The organism is Luteolibacter yonseiensis, assembly GCF_016595465.1.
GTDB classification, from domain to species: Bacteria; Verrucomicrobiota; Verrucomicrobiia; order Verrucomicrobiales; family Akkermansiaceae; genus Luteolibacter; species Luteolibacter yonseiensis.
The window spans coordinates 269,957-289,553 of the sequence record NZ_JAENIK010000013.1 but is presented as its reverse complement, the minus strand read 5'-3'; the positions used below and the strand labels follow the sequence as shown (position 1 = coordinate 289,553).

At 55.3% G+C, this 19,597-nt stretch carries 15 protein-coding genes and 1 pseudogene; 3 read left to right on the top strand and 13 right to left on the bottom strand.

The annotated features are described in order from the left end of the window. Window positions 1-137: 137 nt before the first annotated feature. From JIN84_RS21580 to JIN84_RS21560, 6 genes and pseudogenes are all read right to left on the bottom strand, one after another. Window positions 138-575 carry a DUF2383 domain-containing protein gene (locus tag JIN84_RS21580; RefSeq protein ID WP_267908296.1) on the bottom strand — a complete coding sequence of 146 codons (438 nt, stop codon included), beginning with the start codon at window positions 573-575 and terminating at the stop codon, window positions 138-140. A gap of 1,557 nt (window positions 576-2,132) precedes the next feature. Beyond that, window positions 2,133-2,432: a non-homologous end-joining DNA ligase LigD gene (gene ligD / locus JIN84_RS23590; RefSeq protein WP_425563419.1), complete on the bottom strand. Its 300-nt coding sequence runs from the start codon at window positions 2,430-2,432 to the stop codon at window positions 2,133-2,135. Continuing rightward, window positions 2,415-2,598 (bottom strand): annotated as a pseudogene (locus tag JIN84_RS23510) (DNA polymerase ligase N-terminal domain-containing protein); the annotation flags it as partial. The pseudogene JIN84_RS23510 and the gene ligD, both read right to left, overlap by 18 nt. Next, window positions 2,594-3,502, bottom strand: coding sequence for a non-homologous end joining protein Ku (gene ku, locus JIN84_RS21570; RefSeq protein ID WP_200353177.1), 909 nt, complete (start codon window positions 3,500-3,502; stop codon window positions 2,594-2,596). The gene ku and the pseudogene JIN84_RS23510, both read right to left, overlap by 5 nt. Before the next feature lie 359 nt (window positions 3,503-3,861). Beyond that, on the bottom strand, window positions 3,862-4,887 hold the full coding sequence (locus JIN84_RS21565; protein WP_234043644.1) for a right-handed parallel beta-helix repeat-containing protein: 1,026 nt from the start codon (window positions 4,885-4,887) through the stop codon (window positions 3,862-3,864). Window positions 4,888-5,025: 138 nt separating this feature from the next. Continuing rightward, on the bottom strand, window positions 5,026-5,892 hold the full coding sequence (locus tag JIN84_RS21560; RefSeq protein ID WP_200353175.1) for an alpha/beta hydrolase: 867 nt from the start codon (window positions 5,890-5,892) through the stop codon (window positions 5,026-5,028). A 1,280-nt stretch (window positions 5,893-7,172) separates the two neighbouring features. On the opposite strand from JIN84_RS21560, the gene JIN84_RS21555 reads away from it, so the two are divergent. Both JIN84_RS21555 and JIN84_RS21550 read left to right on the top strand, forming a co-directional pair. Beyond that, window positions 7,173-7,865 (top strand): hypothetical protein, encoded by a 693-nt coding sequence (locus JIN84_RS21555; RefSeq protein WP_200353174.1) that lies wholly within the window; start codon window positions 7,173-7,175, stop codon window positions 7,863-7,865. Continuing rightward, window positions 7,862-8,899: a radical SAM family protein gene (locus tag JIN84_RS21550; protein WP_200353173.1), complete on the top strand. Its 1,038-nt coding sequence runs from the start codon at window positions 7,862-7,864 to the stop codon at window positions 8,897-8,899. Before JIN84_RS21555 ends, JIN84_RS21550 begins: the two co-directional genes overlap by 4 nt. A 143-nt stretch (window positions 8,900-9,042) precedes the next feature. Here the strand turns inward: JIN84_RS21550 and JIN84_RS21545 are convergent, their stop codons facing one another. From JIN84_RS21545 to JIN84_RS21520, 6 genes are all read right to left on the bottom strand, one after another. Next, window positions 9,043-10,374: a hypothetical protein gene (locus JIN84_RS21545; RefSeq protein ID WP_200353172.1), complete on the bottom strand. Its 1,332-nt coding sequence runs from the start codon at window positions 10,372-10,374 to the stop codon at window positions 9,043-9,045. Between the two features lie 5 nt (window positions 10,375-10,379). Continuing rightward, window positions 10,380-11,678: a hypothetical protein gene (locus JIN84_RS21540; protein ID WP_200353171.1), complete on the bottom strand. Its 1,299-nt coding sequence runs from the start codon at window positions 11,676-11,678 to the stop codon at window positions 10,380-10,382. Window positions 11,679-12,291: 613 nt separating this feature from the next. Then, on the bottom strand, window positions 12,292-13,821 hold the full coding sequence (locus tag JIN84_RS21535; RefSeq protein ID WP_200353170.1) for an AAA family ATPase: 1,530 nt from the start codon (window positions 13,819-13,821) through the stop codon (window positions 12,292-12,294). Between the two features lie 200 nt (window positions 13,822-14,021). Next, complete coding sequence (locus JIN84_RS21530; RefSeq protein WP_200353169.1) at window positions 14,022-14,282, bottom strand: hypothetical protein; 261 nt, start codon at window positions 14,280-14,282, stop codon at window positions 14,022-14,024. Window positions 14,283-14,382: 100 nt separating this feature from the next. After that, window positions 14,383-15,159 (bottom strand): hypothetical protein, encoded by a 777-nt coding sequence (locus JIN84_RS21525; RefSeq protein WP_200353168.1) that lies wholly within the window; start codon window positions 15,157-15,159, stop codon window positions 14,383-14,385. Continuing rightward, a complete protein-coding gene (locus tag JIN84_RS21520) occupies window positions 15,156-16,334 on the bottom strand; it encodes a tyrosine-type recombinase/integrase (RefSeq protein WP_200353167.1) in 1,179 nt (392 codons plus the stop codon). Before JIN84_RS21520 ends, JIN84_RS21525 begins: the two co-directional genes overlap by 4 nt. Window positions 16,335-17,002: 668 nt before the next feature. Between JIN84_RS21520 and JIN84_RS21515 the strand changes: the two genes are divergently transcribed. Then, window positions 17,003-17,566 (top strand): exopolysaccharide biosynthesis protein, encoded by a 564-nt coding sequence (locus JIN84_RS21515; RefSeq protein ID WP_200353166.1) that lies wholly within the window; start codon window positions 17,003-17,005, stop codon window positions 17,564-17,566. A gap of 50 nt (window positions 17,567-17,616) precedes the next feature. Here the strand turns inward: JIN84_RS21515 and JIN84_RS21510 are convergent, their stop codons facing one another. Next, window positions 17,617-19,356, bottom strand: a complete 1,740-nt coding sequence (locus JIN84_RS21510) for an FAD/NAD(P)-binding protein (RefSeq protein WP_200353165.1) — start codon at window positions 19,354-19,356, stop codon at window positions 17,617-17,619. Window positions 19,357-19,597: the final 241 nt, after the last annotated feature.

Sequence of the window (19,597 nt, the reverse complement as noted above, 5' to 3'; positions counted from 1 at the left end):
AGGGCTGCTTTCCTCACCTTGGCATTGCCTGCCCTTTGTGTGCTTTTGCGGCGGACACGGAGGCTTCCTGCCAGATGCCGACTTTCCAGAGCTGTCGAGCACCCGGGGTTTCGTTGGTTCCCGACGGAAGTACGTGCTCAGCGGTTTTTCAGGGTGCGCAGGATGCTCACGTGACCCGTGAGACGGGGAAGAAGGGTGCGCCGGATTTCGGCCTTGATCTCGTCCATCACTTCCCCGTCTTCCAGCGCATTTTCATATTCGTTGATCCCATGCTCCTCGCCCTGCTCCAGGGCCGTAAGTGCCGCCGATTCGCCGAGCAATTTTGCCGTGCCCTCGACAGCCTCCGCGAAGGAACCCCATACCCCTGAGGAGTCCGAAGGCTCCGCACCCATCTCGATCAGGTGCTGGCGCAGCACGGAAGCACTGTGCTCGTGCTCGCCGCGAATCTCGATCAGAGCGGCGTGATAGGGATCACTGTCGAATTTTTCGATGGCCTGGGTGTAGGTTTCCACAGCGGACATTTCTCCACGCAGAAGACTGTTACAAACGTCAGTGCATTGATTGGTGTTTGACATGCCGTCTGTTTAGCAATGCTGATGCCAGGCCCATTCAACGGCGTCTGACGGGATCATGGGAAAAGGCGGCAGTGCAAAAGGCCAGATTGCAGACGATTTTGCAATCTGAAAGGGGAGCTTCCCAGTGAGGCGTCACCTCGTATAACTCCTTTTCAGATTCAATCGGGCCGGAGGATCCACCCGTGTTTAGCGTGGTCGGTCGCGAGCCAGAATAACAGGATTCCGACAGGGCCGAGCAAACCGGCGAATAAGGCCGCTCGCCCGGCGAACTTAAGGTCATTCTCCCATTCGAAGAAATCGGTGATGCCATCCCGATGAAGCATTGCGAAGATCCATCCTCTGATCAGCAGAACACTTGTGAAATAGACCAGCAAAGGAAGTGATGTAGAACATGGGTTTGAGGGTTTTGCGAAAACAGCCCGTATTCCCGCGCAAGGTCGTCTGAGAATGGATGCCAAAGACAACACGGAAAGGCCGGGAGTTTCTCTTAAATCGCCGTCCGGAGAAAATTTGGCAAGTGATGTTAATTTGATGCTTGCCAAAAACTCTGAGGGCGGTGGTCGTCGACTGGATCAGGGATGCTTTCGCACATTTCAAGGTGAACGGCCAGGTGCCCGAGGTCCGTCCCTTGTTGAGGCCGCTTCGGTTATCGAGAATTAAGAAATAGTTTCATCGGTTCCAGGAAATGCGCCCTTGGCTATTTACAAACCGTCCCGAAAGCCAGAGTACGGAACCGGGAGCCCACCCTAGTATTGTGAGTGAATAAGGACTTGTTTGAGGCTAACCATCGAAAGTGCTGTTCGGGTGAGTCGGCGGGAGCCCTTCTTCAGCGATCTCCACAAGTAGGTCGTCGCCGTTCCCCGTCAGGCGTCCCGCATGAATCTGTTGCAGTATCGATACCGCCGCCATGAAATGATATGACAAAGATTCAGACCAAAGTTCGGATTCGCCTCCGCCACCGGATGGCATGCTCCGTGCGAAGGAAGGGAAATGTCTGAAGAACCAAACACAGTTGATGGCGGAGCCCGGCAGGCAGGTGCGGGCGTGGAAACTCGGTCCGGCAACCAGCAAGTGCTCCACTCCTTTCAGGAACTGCCGCTTTCGGTGGGGCAGGTGTCCTCCGGACCCTTCGGTGCGGTGTCCAGAAAAGATCACGTCTCATGGAGATCGAAACCCCTCACCGATCCCGCTCATTGGTGCGGCAGGCTTGATAACGTCATCGGGAATCGTGTGGGCCCCAAACCGCTTTATAATGTGATGATTTGCCTAGGAGTCGGAATCATTCTCGGAGCGCTGGTCAGGAAAGACTGACATCATCAGGGCTGAGAATCGGCGCGTACGGGCGATTGTCGCAGATGGTTATCGAACAACTTATCAGCCGGCTCGAACCTCTCTCCATTGAAGTGCCAAGGATGTTTGGTGATGTTGCGGCGAGGCACGGAGGACTGGTTCGGAGAAATCAAGGATGTGAGCACCTGCGGCATAAGGCCCGATCATCAGGGTTTGAATACCGTCAGCAGAATGGGTGGAGAATTGGGGTGGGAACGTCGGCCGGGCTTAACACAATCCAAGTTTCCGGAGAACGGTCTTCGGGATGGTCTGCGGTTTCAGGTCCGACCAATCCTTTGGAGAGGAGGGTTCCCGGAGGGTGGAACCGTCGCCAGTGACGTCCCGCAGCTCTCCCCAGTTCACAGGCATGGAAACGCTAGCATCCGGCTTCGCCGGCAAGCTCCATGGCGCGACACAGCTGGCCGCCTTGCAGTTGCGCATCCAGTCGATAAAGATCCGGCCTTTTTTCTTGGCTTTGGAAGCCGTGACAACGAACCGCTCAGTATTGTGGTCTGCGATGCCTTTCATTACGGCCCAGCTCACCAGAACACCGTCCATTTTCCAGGCGGAAGTCGAAGTGATGGGAGCGCGCGTGATGCTCCTGCACCACGAAGGTGTTTCCGCTACCCTTTGTTGCCTTCGCCTCGGGCTTCGGTGTTTTCACGAAATTCCGCTTCTGCCGATATTTCTCAAGCGGAACGGCGGCTCTTTTTCGCTGGGGCTTTTTTGCTGACATGTTTCCTGGCGGCTTTCTTAACTGCCTTTTTGGTTTGCGAGGCGGATGCGGTCCGCGAGGACGACCCTTTTTTGAAGCTGCGTTCGAGATAGTCCGCCAGATCGAGCACCTTGCCTTTGGAATCGTCGGTTTCGTCGTCATCAGGCTGTTTCACGTCGTCCACCGTTTCTCCGCCGGAGATCTTCTTCTCGATGAAATCCATCAACGCTCCGCGGTATTCGTCATGATATTCATCGGGATCCCACTTGCCGGTCATCTCGTCGATCAGCTTTGTTGCAAGTCCCATCTCCTTCGCGGTCGGTTTCAACGCGCTGTCGGAGGAAGACGGGAGTTCAAGTTTGGAGGTCTCACGGATCTCCTGAGGGAAGCGGAGGAGCATGAGGATGAGCGCGTCATCCCTCGCGAACATCGCGGAAAGATACTCACGGGTTCGGATCACGACGCGGGAGATGCCGGCCTTGCCGGTTTTCCGCAGGGCCTCCCTCAGCAGGGCATACGCCTTCCGACCGCGTTTCTCCGGTTCCAGATAGTAGGGCTTGTCAAAGAGCAGGGGGTCGATGTCTTCCAGCGAGACGAACTCGGTGATCTCGATGCTCTTGGTAAGTGACGGCTGTACCGATTCCAGGTCCTCATCGGAGAGGAGGATGAACTGCCCGTCCTCATGTTCATAGCCTTTCACCAGCCGGTCCCACGGGACTTCCTCTCCGGTATCGGCATTCACCCTCTCATATCGGATGCGGGCGTGGTTCTTGCTGTCGACCATGTGGAACTGAATGTCCGGCTTCGATTCCGCACTGGTGAGCGATACCGGGATGTTGACCAGCCCGAAGGCGATGGCACCTTTCCAAATGTTGCGCGGCATGATGGCTGGTGGGGTTGGAGTTGCGTGATGAAAACGCACGAAGTAACTGCATTTGCCGTTCCACGCGCCGGGTGGCGGTAGATCAAGGAATTGGGGAAATTCCGTATGGCGGAATGCAATCAGGCACTTGGGTAATTGGGCAAATTGCATTCCCTTCCGTCTCCTTGTTCCGATGGTTGTCTGACATCGTGGACACCATTGAACTCCTATTTCGCATTCACCCCCCATGAGGACCGGCGGCGACGCTTGAATGGAGAAACCGCCGCAGAATGACCGGACGAGGCGATAGAGAGGTCGTTGTGACCTCTCGTTGAGCTGATCAGGGAAAGGGAAATCCGGTCGTCCCAACCGCATTCTTTTCACTCGCGCACGTTGAGCTCGTCGCTGAGGATGACCGCTCCGTCGCGGGTACGTATCAGCGGTTCCTGGCTGTTTGAACGCACCCGATTGCCTGCGATGCGCGCGCTGCTTTGCGGAAAGCGGACTTGAATATGGGAAACACAGTCCAGCATGGAGTTGCCCTCGATGTCGCAGTCCGCTCCTTTGTTGATGTAGATCGCGGCATCGGTGCAGCCGATGAAGACATTTTTTCGAATCGCGCCTCCCCGGTGCTCGATGGCGGAATCTCCGTCGCGAAAGTAGGCTGCTCCTGTACCTCCGCCGCCGAACGACGCACCAATGAAGCAGTTTTCAAAGCGGTTGTTCTCGATGACCGTCTCCATAGAGTTTCCCTTCGTGAACACCGCGTAGGCCGGACCGCCATTCTTCTGGATGTTGACAAACCGGCACCCACGGATGATCCAACCCTTCACTGCCACGCCGTCCACGCCCTCCACCACACCGCGGGTGCCGCCTTCGGAGCGGGTGAAGCCAATGTCACAGTTTTCGATGACGAGATGGTCGGGATGGGCGGGGGAATCAGGATCGCTCGTCCCCTTGACCCCTGCTTCTCCGTGGTTCCTCATCGTAACGTTCCGCAGGGAGCACCCGGACGAGCCACCGTTGAATTTGAAACCGTGGTAAAACGTATCCCGCGTCGTGAAGTCCTGGAATGTCCATCCGGGCGAGTCCGTGACGTCGAAGAGGGTGTTCACCGATTCATCGTCCTGTCCTTGTCCTTCGATGACCGTTTCCGCAGCCTTTCCCAAGCCACCCCGCACTGTCACCGGCCCCGGACGTTTGACAATGGAAATCCTAGTCCGTTCGGTGAGGGTGTAAGTGCCGGGGGCAATGATGATCTCATCGCCCCGTTGAGCCTCTTGGCAGGCCTTGATCAGACCGTTGATGTCGGAGACATCGACCACTCTGGCTCCCGCAACGTGGGTGGATGCCAAGGCAGCGGCGATTGCGGCAGGAAACAGGAAGCGGATAGAACGAAAAGTCACCTGTTCATGGACGGGGAGAAGGAAGATTTTCTTGCAGCAGGGTTTCTGAACCGGATCTCCTCCAGGACCAGCAGTGTCAGAACGGATGGTTACGGTTGGCCGAACGGTTTTCAAGGTTATGATAATCCTTCAGCGTTCTCATTGTTTCATGATGCCATCCAGAAAGTCGATCGCTTGATCGACCTTCTTTCCGGGCAGGAGGAATCCATCCACATGTGAACGTCCCGGCATCCAGTGGATTTGCGGATCCATGCCAGCCCTGCGGTAAGCCGCCCGCATGCGGATCGCGTGTTCCGGTTTCACCAAATCGTCGGAGGTTCCTTGGTAAATGAAAATCGGCGGGCTCGATCGATTCACATGGTTCACCGGGGACGCTTCCCGGAACAGCTGCAGGTTTTTCACCTCCGTTGTACCAAGGAACTCCGGCACGGCGGCCATGTTCGGATCGATTGTGAGATCAAATGGCGCGCTTGCGGCGACGATCGCCTCCACGTTTTCCGGATTGTGATCCCTCAGCGCCACCTGTGCGGCAAGGTGTCCACCTGCGGAGAAGCCGTAGGTGGCGATGTGGCGAGGATCGATTCCATATTCATCCGCATGCCTCCGCATCCAGCGGATGGCCTCCCGCAGATCGTGCACAGGCGCCGAATAGTGGTCGGATGGCGCGCCGCGGTAACTGACATTCACCACCACATACCCCCGAGCCGCCAGTTTCCGGGCAATCCCATTCATCGGCCAGCGGGCTCCGCCAGCCTTCCAACTGCCGCCGTGGACCAACAGGACGGCGGGAGCCGGAGGAGAGCCCGGACGATGGAAGATGTCCGCCGTCAAAGGTGATGGCCAGGAAGGGGGAGTGTAGGTCACGTCTCTCTGTAGCCTCACGCCCTTGGGCAGGGGAGCCGCCACCGGAAGTATGCAGTTGCACAAGAACAACACCGGAATGACCGCCGTGAAGATCTTGAAAAGACCTGGAGTGATCAGGTTGTGGTCTTTAAAGAAGGGCATGGTTTCAAATCGGATGGATTGAGACGCCTGCGAACATAGCCGCATCTTTATTATCTTCCAGCCAGACTTCGTGTCACTGAATACAATCGATGATGAGGTCAGCCGCCTCGTCGTGTGCTGCAGTATCGGTTGAGGCATCCTCCGTGGACAATGGACTTCTTTCCATCCTCTGCTCTGGCTAGATTTGCAACTCGCGAAGAGTTAAGAACATACTTCCCGGGGTGGAACGAGCTCCAACGACCTAACGGATTGGGGCTCGGAACGGCGCATCACGCTGAACTGACTTCTCCATCTTGAGTGGCCTAGGAGTCAAACGTTCGCCCCCCATAGGGACCGAGCAGGGAATTCCTTTTGGCCCAAACCCGCCAGATGCTCACGGATGAGCTTCATTGACCGCCCCCCCCGGCCAAGCGTCACCTTCTCTCTCGATAAAGAGTTTGCCGGGTTGATCCAATCTGCCCTCCACGATCAATACCCCCGAAGACCGTTCGCCATTGAAAGCGACCCCGATGGTGGCTCAGGTGCCTTGATGAAGGATGAGAAGGATTGAAGGAATCCCACCAAAAGAAAGGCGGCTAGGTCAAAGATTCACTCCAGAGGATTTCCGGAGAAGTGGCTAGCACGGACGTTTCCGCCGTCCTCATGAACTGGGTTGGCTTGTCCTAGCAGACGTGGAGGGTCCTCGCGGATTTTTAATCCTGAGAAAACCCGGCGACTCATTGGCGGTCACTTTCATCCGGCATGGGGTCGAGGTCCCCTGTATGCGGTTGCCAGCATCGCGAACCGGTCATCCGTGAAATCTCATTTGACCCGGCGTGCTACCGTGTCAATCTTCGGCCCGGACGGTCCCGCTCCGTCTTGAATAATTGCGGGGGCAAGCGAATGCGCCTCAAATTTCGACGGTGTTCCATTCCGCTGCAAATGGTTCAGGCCCGGGTCCCTGATGTCCCGGCGAATGTCTACAGTTCGTCTGTTTTTGTAGAAAACTGGATAAGCGACCGTCGAAACAATGTCGGAAGCTGGCAGCATGAAATCAGAACTCCGGCGATATTCCGAGGTTCGGTGTTTGGTCGTATCACAGGCCAGCCGCCTGTTCCTGGGAGGTTATTTCCGAGTACATTCAGGCTTGCCGTAGGCCGGTGTGGATCTGAGACCCGATAAAAGTCTCATCTGCCTCCTCCTATTAGCCACTCGCGTAAGTGGATCCGGTTTTCAGTCCAACGCTCCAAGAGAGCTGTACCATGCCCATTAAGGGCCCTGAATTAGACCATTCGTTCAAAATGAACACATTACCTAAAGAAACGACAGAGGCGGAATTGACGGCACCTAGCGGAAACGCCACAGCGCAGATTTCGCCTCTATCAAGCATTCAAGCTGACATTGAAAACGTCCAAATGGAGGTCGCCAAACTGGAAGACCTTTCTGAGGTGCAACTGATCAAGAGGTTCAAGAATATCGCCGGCAGAATCGCTGACTATGAGTTTTCGCTCAGCAAATCGAGTCTCCAGGCTCAGTTGCAACGTTGGCTGGCCGGGACCTTGTTGAACAAGCGGAAGCGTCAACTCGGCCACGGAAAATTCGGACAGTGGAGGAAAAGAAAACTCATTGAAACTGGGATTATGAGCGAGCGGACCAGCCAGCGATTCATGGAACTGGCCGAAAAATATGAGGATCCGAGGCTCATGTTGGAGGAGGTCGCACGCGTTCATGACGCCGACCGTCTTCAGGAACTAAGTCCCACTGAAAAGGCCCCTAAGCCAAAGTCGGGATCGATCACAAAGACAGCGGACTTGATGGCATCTCTGACGGGGCTTCAAAGGAAGCTTCGAGTTTTTCAAACTTCCGGGGAACGATTGAAAGAAGAGGAGGCTAACCAGCTGAGGTTGATGAAGATGCAGCTCGATCGATTTTTCGTCGCCATTCTGGCAGATGAGAAAAAGGAAGATGAGGCAGCAGAAAGGAGCGACTCATGATCGTCGCCCTTCATGATCATCCTGTGACGGTGGAGCAAAATTATTTCATCAACAAGAGCTTGAGCTCTTGGGCGGTGAATATGTTCATGGGATGTTCGCACGGTTGCCGCTTTTGCTCCGTTCCGGACACCAGCACTGGCAAGCAGAAAAGCACATTGGCGCCTTTCGGAGTCGACGACCCGATCGCAGAGTGGGGACAATACGCGCTGCTCCGTCCGTGGGATGAAAGGAAGTTCATCGCGAGCGTAATGAAGGCCGAAGGCACAGATCCCGCGACATTGAATGCCGATGGAAACCGTGCCGTCATCTTCTCCAGCACGACTGATCCATATCAGGTGTTCCCCGGAAGCCAGGGCGAGCGTCGTCTTTTTAACGAGCATGCGCGCAGTCTCATCAGGAATGCTCTCACTGCCATCCGGGATCACTCGACGTTGAACGTGAGGATATTGACCCGCAGTCCGCTGGCCCGGAGTGATTTCGATCTGTTCAAATCCTTCGGTAACCGTCTGCTGCTCGGCACAAGCCTGCCCACCCTTGATCCCACCCTGAGTCGGATCTACGAGGGAAGATCGCCCGCACCGAGGCAACGTTTGAAGCTGTTGCTGGACGCCCATGCCGAGGGCATTAACACGTTCGTCGCGGTCGCTCCGGTTTTCCCGGAGTGCGGTTACGATGGGATGTTGGAGGTGTTCCAAGCAGTCAAGGCCGCCAACCCCTGCACTGTGTTCATGGAACCCATCAATCTTCGGAGGGGCAATGTGGACCGCATACGCCTCGCCGCTGAAAGGATGGGGAAACCTATTGATATGACTCCTTTTACAGGGGAGTGGTCGGACTACGCCATCAGCGCGCTCCAAGATGCCGAACGTGCTGCAGCGGATGCCGGGATTGTAGACCGCTTGCACTTGTGGCCTGACCATCGGGCTCTTGCCACCAAGGCGGTGCTGGCACGTCAGAAGGATCCCCATGCCTACATCAGCTGGCTGAACCGCTGGTGGAAGCGGGTCAGCGAATGGCCGGGCTCGAGTTACTGACGGACACTGGGAGGGAATTCCGCCACCGATGGCGGAATTCCCAATCTTTGTGGATTGGAATCCAATTTGTTGTCTTCACTCCTCCTATATAGCAGGTGAAGTCACGTGCACGGTGCAGTGAGGAAATTTTAGGGGGGGGCCGATCATGCTTCTCGACCCTTTTTGCTGACACAAATCTCACCAAATCGTGAAAAGTTGAGACGGGAAAAGTCTCTCATGGACCATTTGCCTTCTCCGTTTCGCTCGATCTTTCCGTTTTCGGCCAGGAATTCCAGCCGCCATTTGAGTTCTTGGGCGGTCACACGGTGAAACTTTCGAGCCAGTTCGCGAGGTTGCAGTGGGGCTACTGCAAGTTTGTCGAGGATGAGGGCGGAGATTGGGTCAGCTTCTCCGTCGGTGACCATTGGGAATATCCCGCCAAGTGTGCTGATGTGTAGCTCATGGATCAAACGAGCAATTTGGCACGCCCGGTCGGCCAGCAAAAGTTTGTTTTCGGGATTGGGGTTATCATGACACCGCTCGATGCTCCAGAACACGGTGGCAATCTGCCAAGGTAGCATTGGTTCCGGGTTAACTACCTCGGATGGGACGCCTGAAGGTCCCGTTCGTTGGCCTTGAGCCGCAACAGCGGCATCGAGCATTTCGATAACGGCAGGGTCAGGTAGAAACGTCACCGGTGGTCCCAGCCGGAGTGAGAAAAGCTGATCGAAGAATCTAAGGTAAGGCTGCGGCACATTCTCCGAGAAATCCGGCGCTGCGGTTTCCTCGGGATATTCGAGCAGCCAGCCGAGTGGAGGCAGACCGGCGAAGCCGACTTTACGCAGCAACTTTCTCATCGGTAACAACTGCCCCCACCCCTGTCTAGTTGTGCGGGAACTTGCCAAGGTTTCAACGGCGGTTCGTTCAGGCGATCTCCATCTGGAAGGCCCGGTGATGATGTTCTTGTAGCTATCGACACCGACGGAAAGAGCCAACAAACGAGGACTGAACGCTCTCTCTGAAGATGCTGTCGTTACCGCTTCTTCGCGGGAGCGGCCGAGGCAGACATAGATCTCTGGCGTGGAGCGAATGACCCCGGTGTCAGCCGCGAACTCCAGGTCGTTTGGCAGCAGCTCTCGTATTGGAGCATACATTCGGATGAGATTTTTCGCTCGTTTGATGTCACGAGGGCGGGGAAGGAGGTTGAAGGAGTCCTGCGCCCTTTTTGTCATCGACTGCTGGTGCCCGATGGTCCGCGAGAAGACCGATAAGAGCCATGTGGGGCATTGTTGATCCAATGTAATGACGGTGACGGGTGAGGCGATGATCTGGGGTGCTTGCGGAATCATCCTGCGGTAGCAGGCCTTGTCCCCCAGCAAGGCAGTGGCGAAGAGAAGGGCGTGTGCAAAAATCAACTGCGCGGGGACACCGGTTTCATGAGCGACATTCCGGCAGCAGGCGAACAAGTAGTCCGTTTTCGGTTTGGAACTGTTCATTGCGTTCAGTGCTCAAAGCATTTCATTGGCAGGGTGGGGGCCATTTCCTCGAAACGACGTGTTCCCATGGCGAGCCTGCCGTCGGATTGGCGATTGATCACCTCCGCCTCCACGAGGACGTCCACCAGAGGGCGGTAGAGAGAGGTCTTCTGTAGATCGAAGCTGCGGACCAAGTGGCTGAAGCTGACCAGACGCTTTTCCTCCACCTTGCGGACGATGGCGCGCATACGGTTCCTGATTTCCTCGCACCGCGCCGCCTCCAGCAGTTCATGCATCTGGTCTCCATGTCGGCGGAGCAGGTTGTGTGCGGCGTCGAACACGGTTGAGATGATCTGTTCGTCATCCATCACGGCTCCGCAGTGCATGTGGTCCCTGAGTGTCAGGAACGCCCATGCCAAGGACAGGGGAAGGCCACGGATGGAAGAGCCGACATGATTCGGTTCGGCATCGCACGTGGCGATGAAGCGGATATTCTGTTCCTGAAACCTGAAAGCGCTCTCCGGTGCGGTGAATTCCGCGACCAGCGGAATCCCATTGCGCCGTTGGATGGCCACACGGCTGGTGACGCGGGCGAAAAGGTCGGCGAAGTAGTTGGCACCTTCGTGTGCGTGAAACTGAGGGATCGTGTTTGCCAGCAGGACAGACCGCTCCAACAATGGTAGGATATCCGGCAGCAGTTTCCGGAGCTGATCGGGGTTTGCAGCGAAAATCGCTCTAAGCCCTGCCACACGGTTGTGCTCGATGCTGATGGGGAACTTGGGAGAGCTCATGGCAATCTCGGTGCCGTCGAGCATACGAAGAAGCCCCGCGAGGTCCTTCCTCCGTTTTGAAGATGTGATTAGTGGATCGAGGGAAATGTCGGCTCCCAGTGCGTGGGACAGATGACAGCCGGAAAGGAGTTTGGCTATATCCGCTGGTGCTGGCGACTCTAGCAGGATGGCCGGACGGGTGATTCCTTCAACACGGCGCTGGAATGGATCGGGACGGAGGTCGTGTTCCGCAGAGGCGATGTGACCCGTGCTGGTATCAAAGGCCAGCCCGCTTTTCAAATCCCTCAGTGCCACGCTTTCCGCATTGCCATGAGGGTTTGCTTTGGAAGGATCACCGGCGAACGACGCGTGCCTCAACTGCTGGAGATGGGCTGGATTGATTCCGGCCATCGTTTCCAAGATCTGCCGGTTGATGCGCTGGGCGGGGCTCAGCATGTGGGACTTCAACTGCGGAAGCAGTCCTTGGGACTTGGGTACGATGAGGTTCAGCTTGGGAATCTCAACGATGCCCCAAGGAAGCCGAAGGGAAGCCATCGGAGCCGCGACACCAGTGAGGACGCATGCTGCTAGGGCGAGGGTGTTGTCCGGGGCAACCCCCAGAACACTTGAATACTGTGAAAGACCTGAAAAAAATCTGGAGTCGGATGTGTCATTTTCCAGGCTATTGATGTTTTCGGCCGGTCTTCGCATGGGGCAGAGGGGATTTTCGACGAAACGGTTTCCTACGGGCATGAACTATGATGCATGCTGCGGACGTCTTGAAATGGTCCTCAAAAAATCGGAATTTTAGCTAGCCAAGGTACACGAGTTATCTGAACCAGCTGATGCATTGATCCTGCCGGGGCAGGTGAAGTTTTCAAATCGTGCCGGGCAAGCATTTTTGGTCATCTCTAAGATCAAATTATGCACCGGGTCTGCAGGGAGTGATTCAGTTTCTGTCCCTACAGATTTCGAAGCTGAAGAACCTACGTTGGTGAGTGGGTCGACACTGTCGACCCCCACCTCCAAACCGGACGTCAGTTTTTTTACCGGATTCTTGCCTGTGGAATCTGAAAACTACTTAAAGTTAGATTCTAACGTAACCACTATTCCAGTTTCAGGCAGTTTCACCTATAGGGGTGAAACTGCCATGAACTAATTAGTCCAATTAAACAGCGGTTTTAGTAAATGCTGAGGCAAGATGGCCCCGGCCTTTGTCAGTAATTACCCACTGGCGGCTGCCGTGAGGACCAGCTTCCGCTGGTGAGACCCATCCCATATTCGTCAGAATCGACATTAGCGCTCCGACTTGGTTTGTCCGGGTGGATCCCGTACATGTCCATCCGAGGATTTTTGCGATTTCACGGGTGCAGATCTTGGCGTTTTGTCTTTCCCGGAATAGAGTTTCGAAATGCGCTGCATGATCTCGCGCGGTACGCTTGGTTTCCTCTTCCTGGGACAGCCATGTGGTTATGCAGGAGGTAACTCGCCCGCCCGGAACCATCCACTCGACAGGAGTTAGCTCGAACCCCATTTCCTTTCCGTCCTCACCATCTTTCTGCTTTTTGATCTTAAAGGTGCGGATAGTTTCTTTCCTTTCAACCTCAAAGATGGTGTCAAGATTTCCGACGATGCCCGACCAGCCTCTTGGCCCTTTATTCCGGTCTTTGCCAGGATGATGGAGGAGCAGAACCGTTGCCCCCGTGACCTTGACCACATCGGCGATCGTAGCGAGTGCTTTTCCCATGTCTTCGGACGTGCATTCATTTCCGCCTGCCGTCGCTGCCGCCAGCGTGTCGATGACGATGAGTTCGACAGGGAGCTTGAATTCCCCGCTATTGAGGACAGTGTCGTCACAAATCTTTGAACAAGTCTCCGGGGAACGTAGGTCAAGGGAATCAGTGCAGAAGGCGAAAGGATCGGAAAGCTTCAATACTCCTTGCCGAAGAAGTGCTCTGACGCGATTTCTCACTCCTCCTCCGCCTTCGAGGCAGTAGTAGAGCACACCGGCCTTTTTTGTTGGGAGGCTGTTCCATGACTGCCCGGAAGCAACTGCCGCGGCAATATCCAGAGCGACAAAGGTTTTGCCGCTTCCTGGGGGGCCGAAGAGCATGGCAGCCGTTTTCACATAAAGTGTCCCTGCTATTAGCGTATCCAGAGGTTCGGGATCCCCAAGGCTTGTCAGGCAGTGCCATCTCTCGATGGCGGATGGAATTTTGACTGAGGCCGAAACAGCAGCGATACAGGTGAATTTATTTGCAGGGTCCATCGTTGAGAACAACGCTGCTGCTTGCTTCAAACGGACGTCCCGGATGTAGTCTATGAGCCCATCGTAAGCACGGCTCAAATCTCCGTGTGCGGGGGGGACTAGGCTGGCTATGAGCTCGACAGCTTGTTGCTCGAAAAATCTCGGAAATTCGGGATTTTTCGATAAAAACGAATTCAGATGCGGTTTTATGGCCTCAATCCATTGGACTGGGTTGCTGGGCAAGGGTATTTTGCTGATCGAGGCTCGTGAGAACTCTGACATTGCAGCGTAGATGAAGCCATCAACGGGGTTCGAAAAATCATTGTGTGTCGTCGTCGGAATTTTGGCATCCAGGTTCAAGAATTGGGAGGCGGCGTTGAAAAAATCTGAATCATAGACGAGGCATCGAAGAAGTAGATTTGAAAAGAGTGCTTCGGAAGACCGCAACATTTCTTTGGTGATGTCGTGTTGCGCGGTAGTCGAGAGTGCCGGGAGGTCCCGTTTCTGCCGATGTCCATCGTGACATGGCTCCTGCTTTTCGTCATCCCACCAACGGTCGATCTCCTCATCACACTCACAGGGACCAGGGTGTAGCGGTGGGTGCCAATTCGCACGACGAGCAGAAAATTCCGGATTTTCCTGGGATGTTGTCACTTTCTTCCTCCTTTCCGGGACGATTTGTTGTTGAGGAAGTTTACATCGCAAGTGTCGTCGATCCCACGTTCAATGAAGCGGTCTACCGAATCCAGATCGATCAAGCGGATGCCACGGGCACAGCCGGGACGACGCACCAATGAGCTTGCGATTAGTTTTTCCTTAACCAATTTTTCCAAGAGTCGGGAGGAAAGACCTGTGTATTGTGTGGCGCTGGCGTAGGTGGCCCAGCGCGGTTTGATAGGTTGTTTGGCCATGCGTTGGATATGGCTCTCCAACGATTGCTAGTGATGTGGGGAGATTCAACGGTGTTTGAGGTAGCCAGGAACACGGAAAATTTAGGGCCATCTCATCGATTCATGCACCGTGAAGGGCTTTCCCCCGGCCCGGACGACCTTGCGGGAGGTCATGCATGCCGGAGGAATTGAAAACGAGTCTCCATTTCGAACTATCTGCTGCGTCGTATGGTTCAAGTCGTATCGCCTTCAAAAGCTGGCTTGTTTCTTGCCGGATGTCAGACTTCGTGGGCGTTTCGACCCCGCGATCGGCAAGGTTCCTGCGTGCCTGCAAGGCGAAAGCGATATGCCGAGATAACTTGTTGTGATTGTTTTCATTAGAGGCGAACTCAATGCCTTCGGCAAGGTTGCGCAGTGTCTCGGGGGAGACTGCTGCCACAGCCGCCGCTGCCAGTGTTGCGGCTTGTTCGCGGGATACCGAGATGCATTTGATCAATATTTCCGAATCGTGCGTTTCGTATTGAAGGCACGAAATTCCCCCAACGAAGAAAGCGAAACTAGGGTGGTCTAAACGTTTGGCTCCCGTTGCAGGTCGGACAGGTGACACGTGAGTAGCGATCAATTCTGAAATGTAGTCCTCCAGGATTAGGGGGCCCGACAGCTCTCTTCGGACTTTCATACTGACATACTCACCCTCCGATGGCCTTGCCCATGAAGGCAGGCTGTCTTGATCAGATGTCTTCTCCGTAGGCCGAAATCGAATCCACTCAGTCGCGACCTCTCCGACTATTGACTCCGAAATAATTGTTGCCAATACCCTCAGATCTCTCGTCTTTTCGAGACGATCGGATATCTGGTCTGCCCTCCTAAGAAATTCACGCGCTTCGGTGTGGGTCATACTGATGGGATTTGAATTACTGCGTTTTTCAGAGTTGCGTGGTCGTGGTGAGTGTAGCTGGAATGGACATCGGAATCCTTCTGCCCGGTGAGTTTCATCCTTACCTCCGCAGGGATTCCAGCGTTTGCTAGGACGCTTGTGAATGTGTGGCGGAGGCTGTGGAAAGACCTTTTCACCCTGTCTCCTCCCGGAAGCGTCGCTTCTCTTGGGACGCCCGCCTTCTTCATTAGATTGGAAAATGCGGTGGAAACATTGCTATTCGCCATCACACGGATATTGGGAAAAAAGTCTCCTTTTCGACCCTGGAGCCAGCCGCGGAGCTGCATATGCAACGGCGTCCTAGTCTGCGTTTCCGTTTTCCCGGATGTTTGGACCAAGTCTTCGCCGTCAAGATTGATCTCGTTCAGGCGGGCGATGTCCATCATGCGCAAGCCTGAGAAATAGCCGAAAAGGATCATGCCCTTCCATTCATCTGATGCAAACTCAAGAAGATTTCGGACTTCGTCCGGTGTGAAAGGACCGACTTTTTCTTTGTTCTTTGTAGCGGTGAACTTTCTGGTGCGCCGTATGGATTTTGATCGTGCTGGATTGTGATTCATGAGACGTTCCTCAATAGCGTTATCGAGGAGTTCCCGCAGTTCGGCGACATAGTTTGATGCTGTGGAAGTTGCGATCGCGCTGTCACCTGTTTGCATCGCTGCAACTCCATCCCTAACGTGCTTGATTTCCACAGCGGTAACAGGGAGTTGCATCATGGCGGGGGCCACGGCGGCCCATTTTTTGAACGCATCTCTCGAGTTCGCAATGGTCGAGGGAGACAAATGTCTCGCCCGATGAGCGATCCAGTCGCGCCAGTATTCCGCAAGGCGTGTTTCCTTAAATTCGGGATTGGCGAGCTGTCGAAGTTCCCGGATCATTTCTTCAGCTTTATCTGCTGATAATTTTCCATCTTCAGCGAGGCGAGCTGCATTCTCAACAATTCGAGCGAAAAACTTTCCCTTTGTGTTTCCTTTAAGCGCCCTCTCGCGTTCCTTGGCTTCGGCATCCGCAGCCATCTTTTTGGCTTTGGTTTTGTTAGTGGTTTTGGTCGAGATACGGGGCTGCCGAGTTCCGTCGGCCCCCGTGATCTGATAAAACCAGAAGGGTCTGCCGGGCATTTGGAAAACGGTCGCCATGTAAGCGAAAGCGTAAGCAGTCTGTTAGCGTATGCAAGCGCACATTATCCATGATTTTCACAGGTGGCTTCGTTGTAACAGATTGAAACCTGAAGGTCGTAGGTTCAAATCCTACTCCCGCAACCAATGAAGGCCGTCCGATTCGAAAGAGTCGGACGGCCTTCACCTTTCAGGGGGAGACAGGGTCTATGCCGAAATTCGGAGTGAGGCGATTTTTCAAGGTATGGGTCAGACTGTGAATCAAGTGAGTGGTTCGTGTTTCATTCACACTGGGCAATGATACGCAGCCGGTGGTTTTCGAAATTCTTGAAGCCATATCGCCAGATGAGCTTCATCTTCCGTGGAATCAATCTGGGCGTTGACCAGAGTTTGCAAGGAGGACGCCTCGTTGTGTCACATACTGGCCACCTTCACGGGTGGCGTGGATTGAAACCACATGGGAGTTTCCATTCCATGTGATAACCAGTATCAGAGGAGGTGAGAAGGGGACCCGTCCGGTCATCCCGCGGAGAGAGCGGGAGATTTTTCTATCTCCCGCAGTCCGGCTTTTCGACGGGAGTCCGATCTCCAGGGAACTTGAGATGCAGCACATCTGCGCTACCGTCCGCCACAATCAGCCGTTAGAATTTCCGATGCCCGATCAATCTCCTCCCAAAAGTCTTGAAGAAATGCTAGATCGCTTTGAAGAGTCCGCCCGGGACGAGAGCACCGTGTCGGTGGAGAAGCTGATGGACGCCGTCGGGCGGCGGTCGTTCGGTCCCTTGATCCTGTTCGCAGGGGTTGTCCTGACGGTACCCGGCGTCGCGGACATCCCGGGAGTTTCGACATTGATCGGCATCTACGTCCTGCTGGTGGCCGGACAACTGATCTGCGGGCGGCGGCGGTTCTGGCTTCCGCGATGGTTGCTGGACCGTTCGACAAAGAGCGGAACCATTACAAAGGCGGCGTCGAACAAATGGATGCGGAAGCTGTCGAAGTTCGTCGACAAGATGGTGACCGAGAGACTTGGAGCGTTTGTGGGGAATCGTGGGACGGTGGCGGTCGCGGTGGCTTGCTGTATCCTGGCGCTGGCCACGCCGTTGACCGAATTCGTGCCGTTCAGCGGTACCGGCGTGGGGGCCGCCATCGGAATCTTCGGAATCGCTCTCGTCGCACAAGATGGACTGATGGCGATCCTGGGATTCACCGTGACCGCCGTAACCCTGGTTGCCGCCATCACCATGGCGGGTTGAACCTTTCCGTCGGGCCTTTCATCTGTTCGAGGCAAGGTCCTCGGGATTCCTCAGCTTGTCAGCACGGATGATGCTCTCATCATGTTTTCGATCAGCAGACCCGCAGCCTCATCGCATGCCTGCAGGCCGTAACAATAGGGACGCAATCCGGCGATATGGGGAACGGCGATGTCATACAGTCCTTCCGCGGGAGTTCCGTTTTCGGAAATGAGCTGATACCCGTCAGTCACAGCCAAACCTCCCAATTCCATGATCGTCCGCCCCCCTGGGATCTTATGGATTTTATCGGAGTCCGCCTCCCGGGCACCTTCGAGAGACAGCACATCCGCCACTGCAGGAGAGACAAGTCCGGCCAAGACCAAGGATCGGAACGGGAACGATTTCATGCCCACCGGAGACTGGCCGGAACAGTCGACGAACATACGATATTCGTATGTATCCTTTCCCTCACCGCAGCCCACTTTCACCCTGACCATGCCGTCATTCTTCGAGTATTCCGTTTCTGCCTTTCCCGGAACCAGTTCCAGTCTTCCGGCTTTGTGAACCGCCATGAGAATCTTCGCGCTCTTGAGAGGGAGGGCGGCCATCACGTTCATGACGAAGGGGAGTATCCGCGACTTCAGCCGCACGTGATCTTCCGCAGGAAGCAGGCGGGCGCGGAAGTTGAGGGTGTACATCAGATCGTCGAGGACTTCCTTCCAATGGGTGGGTTTCCGTCGTCTCTCTTTTTTCCGCTCTTGCTCGAACTCGGTTTTCATCAGCTCGAACGGGTCCGGGCTCAGATGCTTCTCCTTCATTATCTCAGCGAAATCCTCGAAGGAAAAGGAGGGGTTGGCGAGGCTCTCCGCCTCCGATTCCAAGCCGTCGTTCTGTAGCGCTTCGATGAGCGCTGGACGGCAGATCCTGTCGAAATAATCGGAAACCCGCAGGTGTCCTCCGTCGTCCAGGAGTTTTTGAATCCCCTCTTCGTCACAATGGCGGTACAGTTCGCGCTTCGGTTCGTCCTGTTCGAACTGGAGATGCGAAAGGAGGCCGTCCGCACTGTGCATGACGAGCTTGAAATGATCCGCCTCCGGAGATGGCGTATAAACGAGGATGCCATCTTCGTCCTCGAAGGAGCCGTGGTGGTGGGAGAGGACGTTGATGACATCGACGGCGCTCAGCGAAGCTCCCAGAAGCCCGATGGGGAAATCGTGGAAGCCGCCCTCGGCCGGAAGAAGTTTTTTGATGGGCCATGGCGACGCGAGGTTGATGGCGTCCTCATCGCGGTCCCACGCATGGCCGGTGGCGATTATCACGGTTTTGGCGCGGACGGAAAGACCGGCCTGGGTCACCACCTCGTAGCCTCCATCTTCGAGTGGCACGATGTCGCGGACCTCGGAATCGGTGTGGCACCCGACGATGATTCCCTTTTCTCCCAGCATCTCCGAGAGTTTTGAAAACTGTGCTTGGAAGTAGTCCCCGAGTGCGACCCTTGGGTAGATCTCCGTCTCCCGCACCGCTTCTCCGATGCCATACCTCGCAAGCCGGGCCTCGCTCTGCGCGCCCAGCCATGCGGCAAACGTCTCAGGAAGCTTCGGCAGCTCTTCAGAACTGATGTTGGAAAGATTCAGTTCCGATGTGTTGGCGCGGCTGTAGGGCATGCCTGGACCCGCGCTCTTCTCTTTCTCGAACACCAATATCCGATCAAAGCGCCATCGTAATATTCTCACATTCTCGTGAATATGGAACAGGGTGAACAGCGCCGAGGGGCCGCCGCCGATGATAGCCAGGGTCGAAAGGGGGTCCATCAATGTGTGTGGTTGGATTGTTGGCGCGGCCTTGCAGTCCGTGTGCCTGAACAAAAACGCCGGAAATCCCGACCCTTGATGCGAATGTCCCAGGCCCCCGGAGTGCAATTCGCGTCAGTGTCTGGTGATTTGCACGAGGTGCCTCCGCAAACTCAACTGACGCCTTCGGAAGGCCCCCCGAAACTGGCGGCAAAAAAGGCGTCCTCTTCACAGAGGACGCCCGATGGAGTGCGATGATTTG

Excerpts from the sequence above, each read along its gene's own strand:
- JIN84_RS21580 (WP_267908296.1), bottom strand. The coding sequence starts at position 575 with ATGTCAAACACCAATCAATGCACTGACGTTTGTAACAGTCTTCTGCGT.
- ligD (WP_425563419.1), bottom strand. The coding sequence starts at position 2,432 with ATGAAAGGCATCGCAGACCACAATACTGAGCGGTTCGTTGTCACGGCT.
- ku (WP_200353177.1), bottom strand. The coding sequence starts at position 3,502 with ATGCCGCGCAACATTTGGAAAGGTGCCATCGCCTTCGGGCTGGTCAAC.
- JIN84_RS21560 (WP_200353175.1), bottom strand. The coding sequence starts at position 5,892 with ATGCCCTTCTTTAAAGACCACAACCTGATCACTCCAGGTCTTTTCAAG.
- JIN84_RS21555 (WP_200353174.1), top strand. The coding sequence starts at position 7,173 with ATGAACACATTACCTAAAGAAACGACAGAGGCGGAATTGACGGCACCT.
- JIN84_RS21550 (WP_200353173.1), top strand. The coding sequence starts at position 7,862 with ATGATCGTCGCCCTTCATGATCATCCTGTGACGGTGGAGCAAAATTAT.
- JIN84_RS21545 (WP_200353172.1), bottom strand. The coding sequence starts at position 10,374 with ATGAACAGTTCCAAACCGAAAACGGACTACTTGTTCGCCTGCTGCCGG.
- JIN84_RS21540 (WP_200353171.1), bottom strand. The coding sequence starts at position 11,678 with ATGGCTTCCCTTCGGCTTCCTTGGGGCATCGTTGAGATTCCCAAGCTG.
- JIN84_RS21535 (WP_200353170.1), bottom strand. The coding sequence starts at position 13,821 with ATGTTGCGGTCTTCCGAAGCACTCTTTTCAAATCTACTTCTTCGATGC.
- JIN84_RS21530 (WP_200353169.1), bottom strand. The coding sequence starts at position 14,282 with ATGGCCAAACAACCTATCAAACCGCGCTGGGCCACCTACGCCAGCGCC.
- JIN84_RS21525 (WP_200353168.1), bottom strand. The coding sequence starts at position 15,159 with ATGACCCACACCGAAGCGCGTGAATTTCTTAGGAGGGCAGACCAGATA.
- JIN84_RS21520 (WP_200353167.1), bottom strand. The coding sequence starts at position 16,334 with ATGGCGACCGTTTTCCAAATGCCCGGCAGACCCTTCTGGTTTTATCAG.
- JIN84_RS21515 (WP_200353166.1), top strand. The coding sequence starts at position 17,003 with ATGCTAGATCGCTTTGAAGAGTCCGCCCGGGACGAGAGCACCGTGTCG.
- JIN84_RS21510 (WP_200353165.1), bottom strand. The coding sequence starts at position 19,356 with ATGGACCCCCTTTCGACCCTGGCTATCATCGGCGGCGGCCCCTCGGCG.